Annotated in this window: 18 protein-coding genes; 7 read left to right on the top strand and 11 right to left on the bottom strand. The window is 62.1% G+C overall.

The window, feature by feature from the left end; all coding sequences use genetic code 11:
- Positions 1-174: 174 nt before the first annotated feature.
- Together ABM428_RS07930 and ABM428_RS07925 are read left to right on the top strand one after the other, a co-directional pair.
- Entirely contained in the window at positions 175-1,503 is a 1,329-nt protein-coding gene (locus tag ABM428_RS07930; RefSeq protein WP_005852951.1) for a M23 family metallopeptidase, read from the top strand.
- Positions 1,493-1,993 (top strand): polymer-forming cytoskeletal protein, encoded by a 501-nt coding sequence (locus ABM428_RS07925; RefSeq protein WP_306284728.1) that lies wholly within the window; start codon positions 1,493-1,495, stop codon positions 1,991-1,993. The genes ABM428_RS07930 and ABM428_RS07925 overlap by 11 nt, the downstream gene beginning before the upstream one ends.
- Before the next feature lie 139 nt (positions 1,994-2,132).
- Here ABM428_RS07925 and ABM428_RS07920 read toward each other — a convergent pair whose 3' ends face one another.
- Entirely contained in the window at positions 2,133-2,687 is a 555-nt protein-coding gene (locus ABM428_RS07920; protein ID WP_064216830.1) for a peptidylprolyl isomerase, read from the bottom strand.
- The gene (locus tag ABM428_RS07915) at positions 2,680-3,186 is read right to left on the bottom strand and encodes a peptidylprolyl isomerase (protein WP_009826761.1); all 507 of its coding nucleotides are present in this window, start codon (positions 3,184-3,186) and stop codon (positions 2,680-2,682) included. Before ABM428_RS07915 ends, ABM428_RS07920 begins: the two co-directional genes overlap by 8 nt.
- A 131-nt stretch (positions 3,187-3,317) precedes the next feature.
- On the opposite strand from ABM428_RS07915, the gene pgk reads away from it, so the two are divergent.
- The 5 genes from pgk to ABM428_RS07890 all read left to right on the top strand — a co-directional run bounded on the left by pgk (position 3,318) and on the right by ABM428_RS07890 (position 8,937).
- Complete coding sequence (gene pgk, locus ABM428_RS07910) at positions 3,318-4,511, top strand: phosphoglycerate kinase (protein ID WP_353627806.1); 1,194 nt, start codon at positions 3,318-3,320, stop codon at positions 4,509-4,511.
- A gap of 181 nt (positions 4,512-4,692) precedes the next feature.
- Positions 4,693-4,992: a septum formation initiator family protein gene (locus ABM428_RS07905; RefSeq protein WP_005852941.1), complete on the top strand. Its 300-nt coding sequence runs from the start codon at positions 4,693-4,695 to the stop codon at positions 4,990-4,992.
- A gap of 177 nt (positions 4,993-5,169) precedes the next feature.
- Entirely contained in the window at positions 5,170-6,180 is a 1,011-nt protein-coding gene (pdhA, locus tag ABM428_RS07900; RefSeq protein WP_005852939.1) for a pyruvate dehydrogenase (acetyl-transferring) E1 component subunit alpha, read from the top strand.
- 3 nt (positions 6,181-6,183) lie between these two features.
- Positions 6,184-7,581 (top strand): pyruvate dehydrogenase complex E1 component subunit beta, encoded by a 1,398-nt coding sequence (locus tag ABM428_RS07895; RefSeq protein WP_243250008.1) that lies wholly within the window; start codon positions 6,184-6,186, stop codon positions 7,579-7,581.
- 12 nt (positions 7,582-7,593) lie between these two features.
- Positions 7,594-8,937 carry a pyruvate dehydrogenase complex dihydrolipoamide acetyltransferase gene (locus tag ABM428_RS07890; protein WP_132996755.1) on the top strand — a complete coding sequence of 448 codons (1,344 nt, stop codon included), beginning with the start codon at positions 7,594-7,596 and terminating at the stop codon, positions 8,935-8,937.
- A gap of 137 nt (positions 8,938-9,074) precedes the next feature.
- Here ABM428_RS07890 and cysE read toward each other — a convergent pair whose 3' ends face one another.
- The 9 genes from cysE to ABM428_RS07845 form a co-directional block, all read right to left on the bottom strand.
- Positions 9,075-9,896, bottom strand: a complete 822-nt coding sequence (gene cysE, locus ABM428_RS07885) for a serine O-acetyltransferase (protein WP_005852922.1) — start codon at positions 9,894-9,896, stop codon at positions 9,075-9,077.
- Positions 9,897-9,980: 84 nt separating this feature from the next.
- Positions 9,981-13,913 carry a glycoside hydrolase/phage tail family protein gene (locus ABM428_RS07880; protein ID WP_353627805.1) on the bottom strand — a complete coding sequence of 1,311 codons (3,933 nt, stop codon included), beginning with the start codon at positions 13,911-13,913 and terminating at the stop codon, positions 9,981-9,983.
- On the bottom strand, positions 13,913-14,359 hold the full coding sequence (locus ABM428_RS07875; RefSeq protein WP_288960676.1) for a peptidase: 447 nt from the start codon (positions 14,357-14,359) through the stop codon (positions 13,913-13,915). Before ABM428_RS07875 ends, ABM428_RS07880 begins: the two co-directional genes overlap by 1 nt.
- Positions 14,356-15,246, bottom strand: coding sequence for a DUF2163 domain-containing protein (locus ABM428_RS07870; protein WP_353627804.1), 891 nt, complete (start codon positions 15,244-15,246; stop codon positions 14,356-14,358). The genes ABM428_RS07875 and ABM428_RS07870 overlap by 4 nt, the downstream gene beginning before the upstream one ends.
- Positions 15,243-15,875 carry a DUF2460 domain-containing protein gene (locus tag ABM428_RS07865; protein WP_005852914.1) on the bottom strand — a complete coding sequence of 211 codons (633 nt, stop codon included), beginning with the start codon at positions 15,873-15,875 and terminating at the stop codon, positions 15,243-15,245. The genes ABM428_RS07870 and ABM428_RS07865 overlap by 4 nt, the downstream gene beginning before the upstream one ends.
- A gap of 12 nt (positions 15,876-15,887) precedes the next feature.
- Complete coding sequence (locus ABM428_RS07860) at positions 15,888-16,547, bottom strand: phage tail tape measure protein (RefSeq protein WP_037944010.1); 660 nt, start codon at positions 16,545-16,547, stop codon at positions 15,888-15,890.
- A complete protein-coding gene (locus tag ABM428_RS07855) occupies positions 16,547-16,735 on the bottom strand; it encodes a rcc01693 family protein (protein ID WP_353628346.1) in 189 nt (62 codons plus the stop codon). The genes ABM428_RS07860 and ABM428_RS07855 overlap by 1 nt, the downstream gene beginning before the upstream one ends.
- A gap of 41 nt (positions 16,736-16,776) precedes the next feature.
- Entirely contained in the window at positions 16,777-17,091 is a 315-nt protein-coding gene (locus tag ABM428_RS07850; RefSeq protein ID WP_353627803.1) for a gene transfer agent family protein, read from the bottom strand.
- A 2-nt stretch (positions 17,092-17,093) separates the two neighbouring features.
- Positions 17,094-17,534: a phage major tail protein, TP901-1 family gene (locus tag ABM428_RS07845; RefSeq protein WP_306284722.1), complete on the bottom strand. Its 441-nt coding sequence runs from the start codon at positions 17,532-17,534 to the stop codon at positions 17,094-17,096.
- Positions 17,535-17,546 lie beyond the last annotated feature (12 nt).

Below are 17,546 nucleotides of genomic sequence, written 5' to 3'. Positions count from 1 at the left end.
AACCGTTGAATCGGCAATTTATTGCCAAATTTGTCGTTAAACTTTCATTAACCGCCTGTGGGAAAGTCTGAAGGGTTGCCCGACGGACCCCCACTGGCTAAGCACGGCGGGTGACAATCAGCGCGCGGTGGGGGCCTTGCGTGCTGTGACAGGGACGGAACAAGGATACCACGCGTGCGGACAAGGTTTGCGATCAAAATTCATTCGGCGCTTGAACGGTTTTTTCCCGAACGCCGCGTTTTTCTGAAATCCGATACCGACACACGCTTTATCCGCCTGCGCCCCGTTACCCAGCTTTTCGTCTTCACCGGGGCCTCTTTGTTTGTGGCCTGGTCCATCGTCGCCACCGCCGTGATCCTGATGGACAGCATCGGGTCTGGCAATTTTCGCGAACAAGCCAAACGCGACCAACGTACCTATCAGGCCCGGTTGAGCGATCTTTCAGCGCAGCGCAATGGACGCGCGGAAGAGGCCGTCGCCGCGCAGGAACGGTTTAACGCCGCGCTGAAGCAGATTTCGGTCATGCAGTCCGAGCTGCTGCAATCCGAGACGCGCCGCCGCGAGCTTGAGACCGGCATCGAAGTTATTCAAAGCACCCTGCGCGACACGATGAAAGACCGCGAAGCTGCGCGCACTCAGGTCGCCGAACTGGAAGGCGCTGCCGCCGGCGAAGGTAAAGCGACCCGCGCCGCCAACGGGTCCTCCGCCCCGATTTCCCTGCTGGCAGAGGCGCTTGAGCGTACCGCCGCCGAACGCGATCAAGTGGTGATTGATGCGCAAGACGCGCTGATCCAGGCGGATGAACTGAACCAGAAGCTGGCCTTGATGCGCGAACAGAACGACGCGATTTTCCGCCAGCTTGAAGAGGCGATGACCGTCTCTGTTGCCCCTCTTGATAAAATGTTCCGCAGCGCGGGCATGCCGACCGACCGGATGCTGGCCACCGTGCGCCGCGGTTATTCCGGTCAGGGTGGCCCGCTGATGCCGTTAAGCTTTTCCACACGGGGGGAGGCTCCTTCTCCCGACACACTGCGCGCCAACCGTCTGCTTGGCCAGATGGACAAGCTGAACATGTACCGCATTGCCGCGCAAAAAGCGCCGTTCGCGAACCCGCTGAAATCCTCTTTCCGCTTCAGCAGCCCCTTCGGCTACCGCCGCGATCCCAAGACGGGGGGCCGCCGGATGCACAGCGGGACAGATTTCGCCGCCGGTATGGGCACGCCCATCCACTCCACCGCCGAAGGGGTTGTGACCCACGCGGGCTGGAGCTCTGGCTACGGGCGACTGGTTAAAATCCAACATGAATTCGGGGTCGAGACACGTTACGCACACATGTCTAAATTGCGCGTAAAAGTCGGCCAAAGGGTATCGCGCGGACAGCGGATAGGTGATATGGGAACATCAGGACGGTCTACTGGTGTCCACCTGCATTACGAAGTCCGTGTCGGTGGCAAGGCTGTAAATCCAATGATCTTTATCAAGGCTGCAAACGATGTTTTCTAAAAGCAAAATCAATGATCCCGCTCCTAAGTCCGACGCAGACACGTCCAGCACCGCTGCACCGTCACCCTCTGCATCGGCTGCGCCCAAGCAAAGCGAATTCAAGGCCAGCGCCCCCAAGGCAAAACCACCTGCCTCCGTGCTGTCCTCCGATCTGCACATCACCGGCAACCTGAAAACAACCGGCGACATCCAGGTTGAAGGCACCGTGGAAGGCGACATTCGCGCCCACCTGCTGACCATCGGCGAAACCGCGACCATCAAGGGCGAAGTGATCGCCGATGACGTTGTGATCAATGGCCGTATCGTCGGCCGCGTGCGCGGTCTGAAAGTCCGCCTGACATCGACCGCCCGCGTCGAAGGCGACATCATCCACAAAACCATCGCCATCGAATCCGGTGCGCATTTCGAAGGCTCCGTTCAGCGTCAGGACGACCCGCTGAACCCCGGCGCGAAATCCGCCCCTGCGCAAAAGCCGAACCCCGCGTCCTGATCGGACAAGGGTGATGAATGTGAAAGGGCGTCGCACTGTTGCGACGCCCTTTTTCGTTGTGATATCAAAATCTTCAGCTGCGAAGTGCTGCGCGACCAAAGCGGGGCAAAGGCGCAAGCACCCCTGCCCTACGCGATGATTATTCGGTCACCTTGACCTCGACCATACGGTCGGGCGTGCCGGTGACAGCGCCGTTCCCGCCGGTCCCACGCTTGATCGCGTCCAGCACGTCCAGCCCTTCGGTCACTTTGCCCACAACGGTATATTGCCCGTTCAGGAAGTGCCCCTGGTCAAACATGATAAAGAACTGCGAGTTCGCGGAATCCGGGCTCTGACTGCGAGCCATGCCGACGACACCGCGGTCAAAGGGGATGTCCGAGAATTCGGCAGGCAGGTCAGGCAGGTCGGAACCTCCCATGCCCGCGCGGCCTGTGTCCCCACCGGCCTTGCCAAATTCGACGTCACCGGTCTGCGCCATGAACCCGTCGATCACGCGGTGAAACACCACGCCATCGTAGGCCCCTGCTTCGGCCAGCTCTTTCAGCCGTGCCACATGCGCGGGGGCCACGTCTTCGGCCAGATCGATCTTGATGGTGCCTTGCGCTTCGCCATCCACGGTGATCGCCAGACCATCCGCGAAAGCCGCCCCTGCCATCACGGCAGAGGCAACGCCTGCTGCAATCAGATTACGCATCAGCGGCAACCTTGACGCTGATCATGCGATCAGGGTTCGCTGGCGGCTCGCCACGGGTGATCGCGTCGACATGCTCCATCCCCGAGATGACCTGACCGTAAACGGTGTATTGACCGTTCAAGAAGTCGTTGTCTTTGAAGTTGATGAAGAATTGGCTGTTTGCGCTATCGGGGTTGGCGGAACGCGCGGCACCGATGCTGCCACGAGCGTGCGGCACTTTGGAGAATTCGGCTGGCAGGTTCGGCATGTCCGACCCACCGGTCCCCGCGGCGCGCAGGTTGAAATTGTCTTCCATGTTGCCGTTGGCCACGTCGCCCGTCTGCGCCATGAACCCTTCGATCACGCGGTGAAAGGCCACGTTGTCGTATTTACCGGCGCGGGCCAGTTCCTTCATACGCTCTACGTGTTTGGGGGCCACATCTGGCAACAGCTGGATGGTGACAGTGCCGCCCTTCAGTTCCATCAGGATCGTGTTTTCGGGGTCTTTGATCTCGGCCATGCCGGTCTCCTTTAAGAATTTCGTTGGCAATTACCTAGGACGTGCAAGCGCAATTGCCAAGCGGGTCCATTGACCCTGACGGCAATAACGGCAAAACACGACGGGAATTGTGGTTTTACACGAGGGACAAGATGGGCTGGAAAGCATTGGATGACATGGACCTGCGCGGCAAGCGGGTTCTGGTGCGCGTGGATATCAACGTGCCGGTTGAAAACGGCAAGGTAACGGACGACACCCGCATCCAGCGGATCATCCCCACCCTGCGCGACATTCTGGAACAGGGTGGCACCCCTGTGTTGCTGGCGCATTTTGGCCGCCCCAAGGGCAAACGCGTGCAGGATCTGAGCCTGCGTGTCGTCCTCCCCGCGCTCGAGGCTGCCTTGGGCCGCAAAGTCGTGCTGGCCGAAACGCTGGAGGCCGCCGAGGCGGGCACCGAAGAGATCAACGCCGCCGATGTATTGCTGCTTGAAAACATCCGTTTCTATCCGGGCGAGACCGAGAACGACCCCGATTTTGCCAAACGTCTGGCCGGTTTGGGCGATATCTATTGCAATGATGCCTTCTCCGCCGCGCACCGCGCCCATGCGTCGACCGAAGGGGTCGCGCGGCTCTTGCCCTCTTGTGCGGGCCGTTTGATGCAGGCCGAGCTTTCGGCGCTTGAAGCCGCGCTGGCCACTCCGCAACGCCCCGTGGGCGCGGTGGTGGGCGGTGCCAAAGTATCGACCAAGATCGAACTGTTGGAAAACCTCGTGAACCGGCTGGATCTGTTGGTGATCGGGGGCGGCATGGCCAATACGTTTCTGGGCGCGCAGGGCGCTGATCTGGGCAAGTCCCTGTCTGAGCCCGATTTTTACGACACCGCCAAGGATATTCTGGCACAGGCCGAAAAGGCCGGCTGCCGCGTATTGCTGCCCGTAGATGGGCTTGTCGCGCGGGAATTCGCCGCCCATGCCGCGCATGAGGTCGCAGCCCTTGGGGCCGATACCGTACTGGCAGCGGACCAGATGGTACTGGACGCAGGCACAAAGACGGTTGATCTGGTCAAAGACGCGTTTAACGGCCTGAAAACCCTGATCTGGAACGGCCCCATGGGCGCGTTCGAGATCCCCCCCTTCGACACCGCAACCGTCGCCGCGGCCAAGGCAGCGGCCGCGCTGACACGCGACGGCGCGCTGATCTCGGTGGCGGGCGGTGGCGACACCGTGGCCGCGTTGAACCAGGCGGGTGCGGCGGATGATTTCACCTATATTTCCACCGCGGGCGGTGCCTTCCTTGAATGGATGGAAGGCAAGACCCTCCCCGGCGTCGCCGCGCTGGACGCCTGACCTTATCCCCCGCCAGTCGTGGCACAGCGATGCGACTGGCGGGAAAGATATGCGACATCCTTGCCCAACCCCCTAAAAAGATGAACATTTTCTTGCCAATCGCAAGACGGGGGATTCCCTTCGCGAATCACCTGTGTCATACTGGGGGAACGTCCACTAAGAGACGATTAAAGGCAGATACATGAACCGCAGCAGCAAACCCGCTTTTGGCACTCTCTTGTTTTTCGCGATCGCCTTCGCGCTGAGCCTCTATTTCGCCTTTGCAGCGATTCAGGGGAACTACGGCCTGTTCCGCCGCGCCGAGATCGTGGCCGAAGCGCAGGATCTGCGGGTACAGCTTGCACAGGTGCAGATCGATGTGGCGCGGATGGAGAACCTGACCCATCGTCTGTCTGACGAATATCTTGATCTCGACCTGCTGGACGAACAGACCCGCAAGGTGCTGGGGATGATCCGCGCCGACGAAATCGTGATCCGCTGATACCCGCGCATCATCCGGCATAATCCCCCGCAGCGTCATAAAAAATTCACGTCCCGCCAGCAGGGTATTGCGTGACCTGTAAATGCCTCTCGCCATCATTGCTCGAATCCGATAAGAGATAGTTTAACGCTAAACTATTTTGCGCGTGCGCGGGACAAACTACGGAGGAATTGCCCCATGGCTGCCCAGAAACCGACGAAAAAGACAAACGCCAGCGCCGAAGAGCTCAAGGCCTATTACCGCGATATGCTGCTGATCCGGCGGTTCGAGGAGAAAGCGGGCCAGCTTTACGGCATGGGTTTGATCGGTGGTTTTTGCCACCTTTATATCGGACAAGAAGCGGTGGTTGTCGGGCTTGAAGCCACGGCCAAGGACGGCGACAGCCGCATCACCACCTACCGCGACCACGGGCATATGCTGGCCTGCGGCATGAACCCCGACGGGGTGATGGCCGAACTCACCGGCCGCGAAGGCGGCTATTCCCGCGGTAAGGGCGGGTCTATGCATATGTTCTCTAAGGAAAAGAAATTCTACGGCGGCCACGGCATCGTGGGCGCGAACGTGCCCCTTGGCGCGGGCATCGCCTTTGCGGACAAGTATAAGGGCAACGACAACGTTACCTTTACCTATTTCGGGGATGGTGCCGCGAACCAGGGTCAGGTCTACGAGACGTTCAACATGGCCGCCCTGTGGAAACTGCCGGTGATTTTCATCATCGAAAACAACCAATACGCCATGGGCACCTCGCAGCAGCGCTCTACCTCCAGCGCTGAAATCTGGGAACGCGGCAAGGCTTTCGGCATCCCCGGCGAAGCGGTGGATGGCATGGATGTGCTGGCGGTCAAGGACGCGGGCGAACGCGCGGTGAAACACTGCCGCTCGGGCGACGGCCCCTATATTCTGGAAATCAAGACATACCGCTATCGCGGGCATTCCATGTCGGACCCGGCCAAATACCGGACCCGCGAAGAAGTGCAGAAAATGCGCGACGAACGCGACCCCATCGAACAGGTGCGCAACATCCTGCTGGAACATAAACACGCCAGCGAGGACGATCTGAAAGCGATCGACAAAGAGATTAAGGAAATCGTTAACGCAAGCGCGGAGTTTGCCAAAGAAAGCCCCGAACCCGCGGCGGAAGAGCTTTGGACAGATATCTACGCAACCGAAGTCCCACAGGAGGCTTGAACCATGGCAATCGAAATTCTCATGCCCGCACTGAGCCCCACAATGGAAGAAGGCACGCTTGCCAAATGGCTGGTCAAAGAGGGCGACACCGTGTCCTCGGGTGACATCATGGCCGAGATCGAAACCGACAAGGCCACGATGGAATTCGAAGCCGTCGACGAAGGCACCATCGGCAAGATCCTGATCGACGCCGGCACCGAAGGCGTCAAGGTCAACACTCCCATTGCCGTGCTGCTGGAAGACGGTGAAGACGCCTCTGACATCGACAGCGCCTCCAGCGCCGCACCGGCGGAACAGCCCAAAGCCGACGACAGCGACGACGCCAAATCCGACAAGGCACCCGCCGCCGCCAAGCCCGACGCCGAGGCCCCGAAGGCACCGGAAACCGACACCACCCCCGACTGGCCCGAAGGCACCAAGCTGAAACAGCAGACGGTGCGCGAGGCCCTGCGCGACGCCATGGCCGAAGAAATGCGCCGTGACGAAGATGTGTTCCTGATGGGCGAGGAAGTCGCCGAATACGAAGGTGCCTATAAAATTTCCCAAGGCCTGCTGGACGAATTCGGGGCCAAGCGGATCATCGACACGCCGATCACCGAACACGGGTTTGCCGGTATCGGTGTGGGTGCCGCCTTTGGCGGGCTGCGCCCCATCGTCGAATTCATGACCTGGAACTTTGCCATGCAGGCGATCGACCACATCCTGAACTCCGCCGCGAAAACGCTCTATATGTCCGGCGGTCAGATGGGCGCGCCAATGGTCTTCCGCGGACCAAACGGTGCCGCGGCCCGCGTCGGCGCGCAGCACAGCCAGGATTACGCCGCGTGGTATATGCAGATCCCCGGCCTCAAGGTGGCGATGCCCTATTCTGCCTCCGATGCCAAAGGCTTGATGAAAACCGCGATCCGCGACCCCAACCCCGTCGTTTTCCTTGAAAACGAAATCATGTACGGCAAATCCTTCGATGTGCCCGATGTCGACGACTATACCGTCCCCTTCGGCAAGGCCCGCATCTGGCGCGAGGGCACGGATGTCACGATCGTCAGCTTTGGCATCGGCATGACCTATGCGCTGGAAGCCGCTGAAAAGCTGGCCGAAGAAGGCATCGACGCCGAAGTCATCGACCTGCGCACCCTGCGCCCGATGGACACCGCCAGCATCATCAAGTCGGTGATGAAGACCAACCGCCTTGTCACCGTCGAAGAGGGCTGGCCGCAAGGCTCCGTCGGGAATTACATTTCAAGCGTGATCATGCAGGAAGCCTTTGACTATCTGGATGCGCCGGTGATCAACTGCACCGGCAAAGATGTGCCCATGCCCTATGCCGCAAACCTCGAAAAACTGGCGCTTGTCACCACGGACGAGGTTATCGCGGCGGTCAAAAAAGTCACCTACAAGTAAGGAGCGGTCCACATGCCCATAGAAATCCTCATGCCCGCCCTCAGCCCCACGATGGAAGAAGGCACGCTGGCGAAATGGCTTGTCTCCGAAGGGGATAGCGTCTCCTCCGGTGATATCCTGTGCGAGATCGAAACCGACAAGGCGACGATGGAATTCGAAGCCGTCGACGAAGGCACCATCGGGAAGATCCTGATCGGTGACGGCAGCGAAGGCGTCAAGGTGAACACCCCCATCGCCGTGCTGCTGGAAGAGGGCGAAGAGGCGTCGGACATTGACAGCGCCCCTGCTCCGGCTGCCAAGGACAGCGCCAAGGAAGATGCCCCCGACCAGGACGCGGCCCCTGAAAAAGGCTACGGCCGCGGCGAAAGCGACGCCAACGACACAGGCAAATCCGCCCCCGCCGCGCCGAAGGGCAGTGACGGCAAACGGCTGTTTGTGACACCTCTGGCCCGTCGCATCGCGGCAGACAAAGGCGTGGACCTGACCGAACTCTCCGGCTCTGGCCCGCATGGTCGCATCATCAAAGCAGATGTGGAGGCAGCCTCCGCCGGTAGCACCAAAGCCAAACCGGCCGAAAGCTCGCAAACCGCCAGCGCACCGGCAGCCACAGCGGCCCCTGCCGCCGGCCCGTCCGCCGACGCCGTGATGAAAATCTACGAAGGCCGCGCGTTCGAGGAAATCTCCCTCAACGGCATGCGCAAGACCATCGCCGCGCGCCTGACCGAAGCCAAACAGTCGATCCCGCATTTCTACCTGCGCCGCGACATCGAGCTCGACGCGCTGCTGAAGTTCCGCGGTGAGCTGAACAAACAACTCGAAGCCCGCGACGTGAAGCTGTCGGTCAATGACTTCATCATCAAAGCCTGTGCGCTGGCGCTGCAAACCGTATCTGACGCCAATGCCGTCTGGGCCGGTGATCGCATCCTCAAGCTCAAGCCCTCGGATGTGGCCGTCGCCGTGGCCATCGAAGGCGGCCTGTTCACGCCTGTGCTGAAAGACGCCGAGATGAAATCGCTCTCGACCCTCTCGGCAGAGATGAAAGACCTCGCCACCCGTGCACGCGACCGCAAGCTTGCGCCGCATGAATATCAGGGCGGCAGCTTCGCCATCTCGAACCTCGGCATGTTCGGGATCGACAACTTCGACGCGGTCATCAACCCACCCCATGGCGCGATTTTGGCCGTCGGCGCGGGGGTCAAGAAACCCGTCGTCGGCAAGGATGGGGAGCTCGCCATCGCCACGGTCATGTCCGTCACCCTCTCTGTCGATCACCGCGTCATCGACGGTGCCTTGGGCGCGCAGCTGCTCAGCGCCATCAAGGACAATCTCGAAAACCCCATGATGATGCTGGCGTAACCCCGCTTCCAAATGGATCCAAATCCTCGGGGGTCCGGGGGCAGACAGCCCCTGGCCTCACAAAAAAGGGCCGGCCCCAATGACGGGTCCGGCCTTTTCACATCTCGACGAAGGCGCGCGCTCTCAATCCCCTAGCATTACATATTAATATCGCCTTGCGGCCCCAGCATGTGATCCATCAGGACCGACGGCTGATCGCAGCCCGCCTCCCCCACGACCCGCGCAGGGATGCCCGCGACGGTCTTGCAGGGCGGCACGGATTCCAGCACGACAGACCCCGCCGCAATGCGCGAGCAATGCCCGATAGAAATATTACCCAACACTTTCGCCCCCGCGCCGATCAACACGCCGTTGCCAATCTTCGGGTGACGGTCCTGCTCTTCCTTGCCCGTCCCGCCCAAAGTGACCGAGTGCAGCATCGACACGTTGTCGCCCACGACCGCGGTTTCGCCAATCACGACGGAATGGGCGTGGTCGATCATGATTCCCTTGCCGATCGTCGCGGCGGGGTGGATATCGACGCCAAAAATCTCGCTCACGCGCATCTGCACGAAATAGGCCAGATCCCGTTTACCTTGTTTCCACAGGTGATGGCCCACACGGTAGGCCTGCACGGCCTGATAGCCTTTGAAATACAGGATCGGTTGCAACAGCCGGTGGCAGGCGGGGTCACGCTCGTAAATTGCCACCAGATCGGCCCGTGCCGCCTTGATCAGGTCGGGATCACTGGCAAAGGCCTCCTCCACCATCTCATGGACCACCATCATCGACATTTCATTCGAGGCCAGCTTCGCCGCGATACGGTAGGATAGCGCTTTCTCGATGGATTTATGGTGCAGAATCGTAGCGTGGACAAAACCGCCAATCAGCGGCTCATCGCGGACAGCATTCTGTGCTTCCGTCTGGATCTGATCCCAAACCGGATCCACCGTGGCGATATTCGTGCGTGCATTTGCCATAAGACCATCCTTCTTTGTCCCCACGATATAGCAGGTTCCGCCCAAGTGCCAAACGCAAAGCCGAGGGGTTACACGCGCAGTTTATTACAAATTGATCTCGCCAAACAGCGCGGGCCCCGCCCCGTACAGCGCAGAAACCTGCGCAACACTGATCAACGCAGGCCCCGCCGCCCCGTCAGCTGCGCGCATTTGGGCGGTATAGGTCCAGCTTGCGCGGTCCACGATCTCTTCGCGCAGGACAACACCGTTTTGCAGGATACGCAGCTGATATTGCTCGCTTTCCTCGGCCAGTGGCACATCGAAACCCGTCCACCCATCGCCATTGATCCGCGTCCGGCGTATCCAGCCAAACCGCAACGCCCCCGCCTCTTCTTCTATTCGCAGGTGGCAGGGCCGATAGGGGCGCAGCCCGTTGCCGTCAAAGCTCTCGGTTTTTTGAATGTAGCTTGGGTCGTTTAGCGGGCGGCCCGCAGGCCCGATGCGATAGGTCTGCGCGATCCGCAACAGGTTCGGGCTCAGCTCGATCTGGCGAGGGATTGAATTGAGCAGCACAAACTGCGATCCCGCCGGCCAGACATCCGGCATCATCCCATCCGACCCCGCTTGTCCGCGGAGCCGGTCGCTCAGAAGATAGGTTTGCGGGGCGATCAGCTCGGCCCGCGCGAACTGGAACACCTCCCACCGGTCGGCAGAGCCGTCGCCGATAGCCGCCAGATTGGCTCCGCCCAGTAGATCGGCCTCATCAACACTCTCTAACACGCCGCTGGTCAGCATGACCTGCAGCGCCTGCCCGCGATCCACCACACCGGGGCGCGCATGGGCCATGTCGTTTTGCGTGACCCCCATTGTCGCGCGCAGGGGCATCAGGGTGTTCAACCTGAAATTCGTTTCCCCGCCAGAGGCATAGACCGCGACGTTGCCCGGCCATTGCCGTGCGCTGGCCGCAATATGCGGCGCATGGGGCACCTCGTCACCGCGCAGCAGCGGCAGGTCCAGAAACAGCGCGTTCACCGGCACGGGCGCGACAAAGGGTTTCAACGCGACCAATTCGTCATCTAAGGGCGCGGGGTCATAGACCTCGGGCTCAATCCGCACGGCCTCGATCAAAGACATCTCCCCCATCTCGACCCGATCCACGCGGTACAGCGCCTCCCCCTCGCCATCGTCTGGCGGCAAGGCAATCACATCGCCCGCGCCGACATCCATCATCGACGGCGGCAAGGCCAGACGCACCCCTTCGCGTGCCACACGCGCCTCTGTCAGCCAGCGTTCAGCTGTCTGGTGCCCCTCCGCCCGGGTGAGCGCCATATTGAACTCTGACATCGCCACCGCATGGGTCGCGTCGTCAGGCAAGATCGCCTCTTCCGCGATCACCTCGTAATCCCCGTCCGCTTGCACAAACCGCAAACGCAGACGCCCCGAAAGCGCCGCCTCTGCCTCACGGGACTGTTCCACCGGTACCTCCAGATCACCCGAAACAGCCAACGTCTCTCTGTTCAGCGGCACGGCATCCAATCCGTCCCGCATGATGAAACGCAACACCCCGTCGCGTTCCACCGCATCAAAGCCATAGCGCAGCATCAACGGCTGCAACGCCGCGCGCGCATCGGCCACCTCGTCCACCACATAGCCGCGGACATAGCCATACAGCCCAGAGGTATCGAAATCGTTAACGCCAGCACGCCGGCAGATCGCCGCCACAAGCTCGGACAAAGGCAGCGCCGCACTGCGGCCGTTCAGCCAATGCCCACGGGCGTAATTTCGACCATCGCTCCACAGCGCGCGATTATTGGGAAAGAAAGGATAGGGCCGCGTGTCCCAGGCCCAAACAAAGGCGCGGGTCATATCCACCATCGGCCCGCCATAGGCCGCCGAGGTCGGATTATGCGCCGGATCCCGCCAATGATCCGCCACGGCACGCAGATATTGCATCTGCATCAACTCATCCCGTGCGCCCGACGAATAGCGCGGCAAACTGCTTTCAGAACTTTTGAGGTCAAGAAACTTGTTCGGCTGGTTGGTCCCCTTGTCCACCGCCGCGCAGCCGTATTCCGTAAACCAGATGGGCTTGGACCCGGGCTGCCAGCCCGTCGGCTCTGCTGCGCGCACGCCGCCAATACGATTGTGGTGCAGGTTCTCCCACCAGCCGCGCAGATCCTTGTAACGGTAAACCCAAGGCTCCCCATGGGTGCCATCGGTGATCGGCGTACGGCGTTGCGCCGCGCGCGCCTCGGGCGAATGGTAGTACCAGTCAAACCCTTCGCCCCCCGCAACATTACCCGCCAGATAGTCGAGAGCATAAATGCTGTCGCTTTGCTGCGCGTCCAGATGATCCGCACCGTCACGCCAATCGGACAGCGGCATATAATTGTCGATGCCGATGAAATCGATCGTGTCGTCGGCCCACAGCGGATCAAGGTGAAAGAACACATCGCCGCTGCCATCCTGCGGGTGATAGCCGAAATATTCGGACCAATCCGCAGCATAGCTGATCTTGGTGCCCGCGCCCAAAAGCAGCCGCGCCTCTGCGGCCAGCGCGCGAAACGCCTGCACCGCCACAAAGCTGTTCCCCGCCCCGCGGATCTGCGTCAGCCCGCGCATCTCGGTGCCGATGCAAAAGGCCTCTACCCCGCCTGCGGCTTTGCACAGGGCGGCATAATGCAGGATGAACCGCGACATCGACCATTCCTGTGGACCGGAATAGACCACCTGCCCGCCCGCAACGGTAAAATCCGCCGCCGTGACCGTGCCAAAGAACGCCGCTACCTCGTTATGCGCGCTCAGCGTCCCGTCAGAGCTGCCCGCCCGACCCGGCGCTTTCGCCAGCGTGATCCGCCCCCGCCAAGGCAGCTTGGGCTGGGCGCCGGCATCGCTATAGGGGTCGGGCAAGCCATTCCCTTCTAGCTGGTCCATCAGGATGAACGGGTAGAACATCACCGCCTTGCCCGCCGCCTGAATGGCATGGATCGCCTCGATCACCGCGGCATCTGCGGGGGTGCCGCCATAGACCGGACGGTCGTCCTCGCGGGCGATCACCTCGGCGGTGCCGCGGGTCAGACCTGCCACCTGCCACGGCATGTTTTCGCCCTCGTCCTCGGCGCTTTCCACCTTGGGGCGCAGGCGGCATTCGCCGCAACGCAGATCATCGCCGAACCACGAAACGACCAGCGACGCGGCAGCCAGCTGCGGCAGGTCCTGCGTGGCATCCTCCAGCGCGGCGGTGAAATCACTGCGCCCGTCGGGGGTAGAGACATTCGCGCTCCACCGGCCACCCTGTCCGTCGGTATAATGCACCGGAGTCGTCGCTAACGCATATTCCCCAGTGCCCGGAATCAGCGCGACACCTTTAACTCCATGGGTCACGCTGATGTCGGCGGCAGGCGCATCCGGTTCCTCTGCCCGCAGCACCTCGAAGGAAAACTGCGGCACGCGGTTGCCAAAGAGCCCCAGCCCGAGGTTCTCCATCACCACATAGGCCGTGCCACGATAGGCCGGCACCGCGTCCGCCCCCTCGATCGCGGCAATCGTCGGGTCGGGCAGTTGATCGCGCGTCCCGCGATAAACCGCCATATTCAGCGCGTGTGCCGAGATTTCCTCCCCATCCGCCCAGATCCGGCCAATGCTGGTAATCTCCCCTTCGCACAGGGCAATGGCGAGGCTGACGCTATAGCTGTATTCCGTCGTCTGCGGGGTCGAGGGCGCGCCCTTGCCACCGCCGCCGCCCGTCACTGTCGTCGTCTCGGCGAAATCCGAGGCCCAGATCACCTGTCCCCCGACACGCATCCGGCCATAGACCTGCGCAATCGCCGCGCCTTCGCCCGCCTGGGTCAGACGAAAGCGGTCGACCTTGCCGGTCTCGACCGCCTGCGCCCCTTGCCCCAGCAGCCGCTGGTCGATCACACGGCCAAGGGTCGCCCCCACGGCACGCCCAATGGCGACCGAAGACAAGCCTGCCAATGTGCCCCCGACAGAGCCGCCAATCGCCGCACCTGCGGTTGAAAGAAGTATCGTCGCCATCAGATCGCCTCCGCCGGGAATTCAAAACGCGCCACAATGCGCCTGCGCCACGGCAGGCTCAGCGGGCTTTCCGTCACCCCATGCCCGCTGTAGCCGTGGATAAAGCTCGCCTGCGCGCCGACCTCTGCCGCCACGCCCAGATGTTTCGCCACCGACCCGCTGCGCATGCGGAACAACAGCACGTCACCGGGGGCCTCATCGATCAGGACCTTGGGCGAGAGGTGACGCAGCGCAGCACGCCAAAGCCGCTCGTCCCCCTGTGGTTCTGACCAGTCCATTGAATAGGAAGGGATCGCCTCGGGCTCCTCCCCCACCACCTCGCGCCAGATACCGCGCAACAGGCCAAGGCAGTCACAGCCCGCCCCCTTGCGCGCCGCCTGATGCACGTAGGGCGTGCCGATCCATCCCCGCGCCGCAGCCACCACGGCGGTCCCGCGCGCGCTCATCTCAGCGACCCGCCGGTATTGCTGCCCGAGGATTTCGGCACCGCCATCATCCAATCCGCGCTCGGCACATCAGGAAAGCCCTGAAAGTTCAGCAGGTTGTTGAACTTCAGCCGACAGGTGGTGTGGCGTTTGTCGCAGCCTGCCACCAGTCTCAGCCGTTGCCCGGCGGAAATTGTACCGCGGATCGGCTCCCACAGCTCGACCTCGCGCCGACCCTCCAGCACCCGGTCGTGCTTGATCATACCCCAAAGCCCCGCCGCAGGGCCGTCCAGCACCTCAAGCCGCCCCCGCGCGAACCATGCGTCGTCAAACCCGTTGATCCCCTCCCAACGGAACACCCGCCCGTCCTCGTGCTCCTGCACGGCGAGTGTCACGGCATAGCCCGCCGTCGCCAGATCAAACCCGCAGGCCGCATCCCCCAGCACCGCGGTGCAGGGCTTCTGAAACACCCGCCCCAAGGGCCGGTTCAACGCCTCGGTCAACCCGCGCAGTTCTGCGCGAAAGGCACCGCCCGCGCGCTGCATCTCGCCAATCGTGCCGCGAAAGATCATGCAGCGGGCGGACACATCGGCCCAGTTCACCCGCCAGCAGCGTACCTCCGCCCCGTCAAAGCGCCCCTGCTCGATCTCGTCCTCGCGGATCGCGTCATCGCTCAGCGCGCCCAGCGCCTCTGTGTTATCCACCGACAACCCCGTGCTCTGCGCCAAGGCCCGCGCACTCAGCCCGCTATCCGCACGAAACGCCAACCCGTCAAAGCCGAGCGGCTGATCATGGTCGGTAAACGCCAGCGTCACCCCGTCCCGCCGCCGGATTGCCCACGCCGTGCACAGCGTCGTCAGACCCGTGCGCGCATGCGCCAACACCGCGTCTTTGCCCGCCCCGCTCATACCCGCACCTCGATCACAGGCACATCCGGCACTTGCCCCGCCTGAAAGCTGGCAACGCTGACCAGAATGCGATCCGTGTCAAAGCGGACAGGCACGTCGAATTCGAACCCCGCCGACACCTGCATTTCGGGGTCCGGCGCATGGGCGAAACGGATGATGCCCGTGCTCAGGTCAACCTCATAGTCGCTCCCCTCTTGCAGGGCGTCCTGCTCTATCCCCACGCGCACGGTTCCGGCAACCGGCTTGGTGATCGGCCTGACGTAGCTATGCCCGCCCGAGCTATAGGTCTTGACCAGTTGATAGTCCGTCCGAACACCATCCCCGAAGCCAAGGCTCTGATCCTCGAAAGTGACCCCGACCGAAGAGGCGCAGGATTTGAAATCCGCCCAATCCTTCCACCGAAACCCGTACATCTGCCCCATACGCGCCTCGAAGAACCCCGTGAGCGCTTGGACATCGTCGATAGAGCGCATCCCCAGCCCCGCATCATACACACGGCGTGAATGGGCCCAGGGGGTGTTGCGCTCCTCATACCCGTTGGCGAGCGTCACCACATCGGTACGGCGTTGCGGCCCCCCGAGAGATCCAAAGCTCAGGCTAGGTGGAAATCTGACATCGTGAAAATTCATCGGCTTGCTCCCCTAGCGGTTACGGTTGCCAGTGTTCAGCGCGCGGCTTAGCTGAGCGGCTATCTGGCTTTGACTGCGTTGGAATCCCTGCACATCAGGGGTGGTGATGTTCATGACCACGGTCGTCCCGCCGCTCGCGCCCCCTTTGACACCCAGCTTACCGTCCGGCCCCCGTGCCAAGGGCATGATCGCCTCCGGTCCGGCCTCGCCCATCAGCCCCATCCCCCCGCGCATGCCAAAGCCAGTGGCGGTGCTGACAATCCCCCCTTGAGCAAAAGGCATCACACGTCCCTGAGAAAACGGTGCCCCATCGGCAAAGGGGAGTATTCCCTGCACCAGTGATCCCACACCTTGACTGATCAGCCCGCCGACGTGATCGGACACCGGCTTCATCGCCGCGTTATAAGTCGTGTTCACCATCGACCGCGCCACGGTGGACAGGGCATCCGACAGTTTCATCCCGTCAAACGCGACACCATCAAAGGCCCTGCGTAATCCACGGCTCAGCCCCTTCTCCAACGTCGCGACATCCTTGCCTGTCGCGGCCAATGCGCTGCGCATACGGCGCAGTTCGGCATCGAAACCGGCCACCAGCGTGGCCGTCGCGCCAAGCGTCTCATTCAACCGCTCTGCGCCATCCTCTAGCCCCTCGAATGTATCATCCTGTGCCATCAGTCTTCCTCTCTCTGCCTATCGGGATAAGCCGCCATCAAGGCTGCCAATCCCTCCCCCAACAGCGGAGCCCGCCCCGCCTCGCTCCCCAGCATCAGTTGCAGCTCTGCCGGCGTGAGCGCCCAGAATGCGTCGGGCGTCAGCGACAATCCCCTCAGCCCCGCCCGCAGTAGCGCAGCCCAGTCCATCCCCGGCGCGGTCTCTGCCTTTGTCCTCTCGGGGGGCACGCTCATACCGGCACGACAAAGGCACGCGCCAAAAGCTCTGCGGCGGCCTGAGAGGCGGCAACCGGCCCGCCCTCGATCTCGGCCTGCGCAAGCGTCTCGGCGCTCACCTCGGTCCCCCTTGCACGCAGCCCCGCGGCCAGCAGCAACAGCACATCCCGACTGCGGAACCGATGACCCTCGAACCGCTCGACCAAAGCCACCAGCGACGGCTCCTCCAGCGCGTCCTCCAGCTCGGCCAAGGCCCCCAGGGTCAGCCGTGCCACGCGTCGCTGACCATTCACCACCAGCGCCACATCCCCTCGCCACCGGTTCACCATGATCAGACCCCGCCCCCGGGTGCGTTTGCCGTATCCGCGGTAAAGCTCAGCTGCCCCGCGGATTGCAGGCTCAGCTCATAGGTCGCCTCCCCATTCAGCGACCCGCCATATTCAATGGCCGCCACCTGGAACGGCCCCTCGATAATACCGAAGCTGGGGATCACGATCTGGAAATCCGGCGTCAGCCCGTCAAAAAACAACTGTCGTGCACGTTCATCCGTGCCCGCATCGCGAAACACCCCCGACCCGCTGATTGCGGCAGATCGGACGCCCGCGCCCGCCAGCAGCTCCCGCCAGCCCCCCTCACTGTCAAGCGAGGTCACCTCAACCGGTTCCGCGTTAAAGCTCACCCGCGTGGCACGCAGCCCCGCGATCGTTTCGAACTGACCATCGCTCGTCATGTCCACCTTGACCAAAAGATCTTTGCCCGCTTGAACAGCCATATCCACTCTCCT

Origin of the sequence: Sulfitobacter sp. TCYB15 (assembly GCF_040435955.1) — a bacterium.
GTDB lineage: Bacteria > Pseudomonadota > Alphaproteobacteria > Rhodobacterales > Rhodobacteraceae > Sulfitobacter > Sulfitobacter pontiacus.
This window is presented reverse-complemented; position numbering and strand designations above follow the sequence as displayed.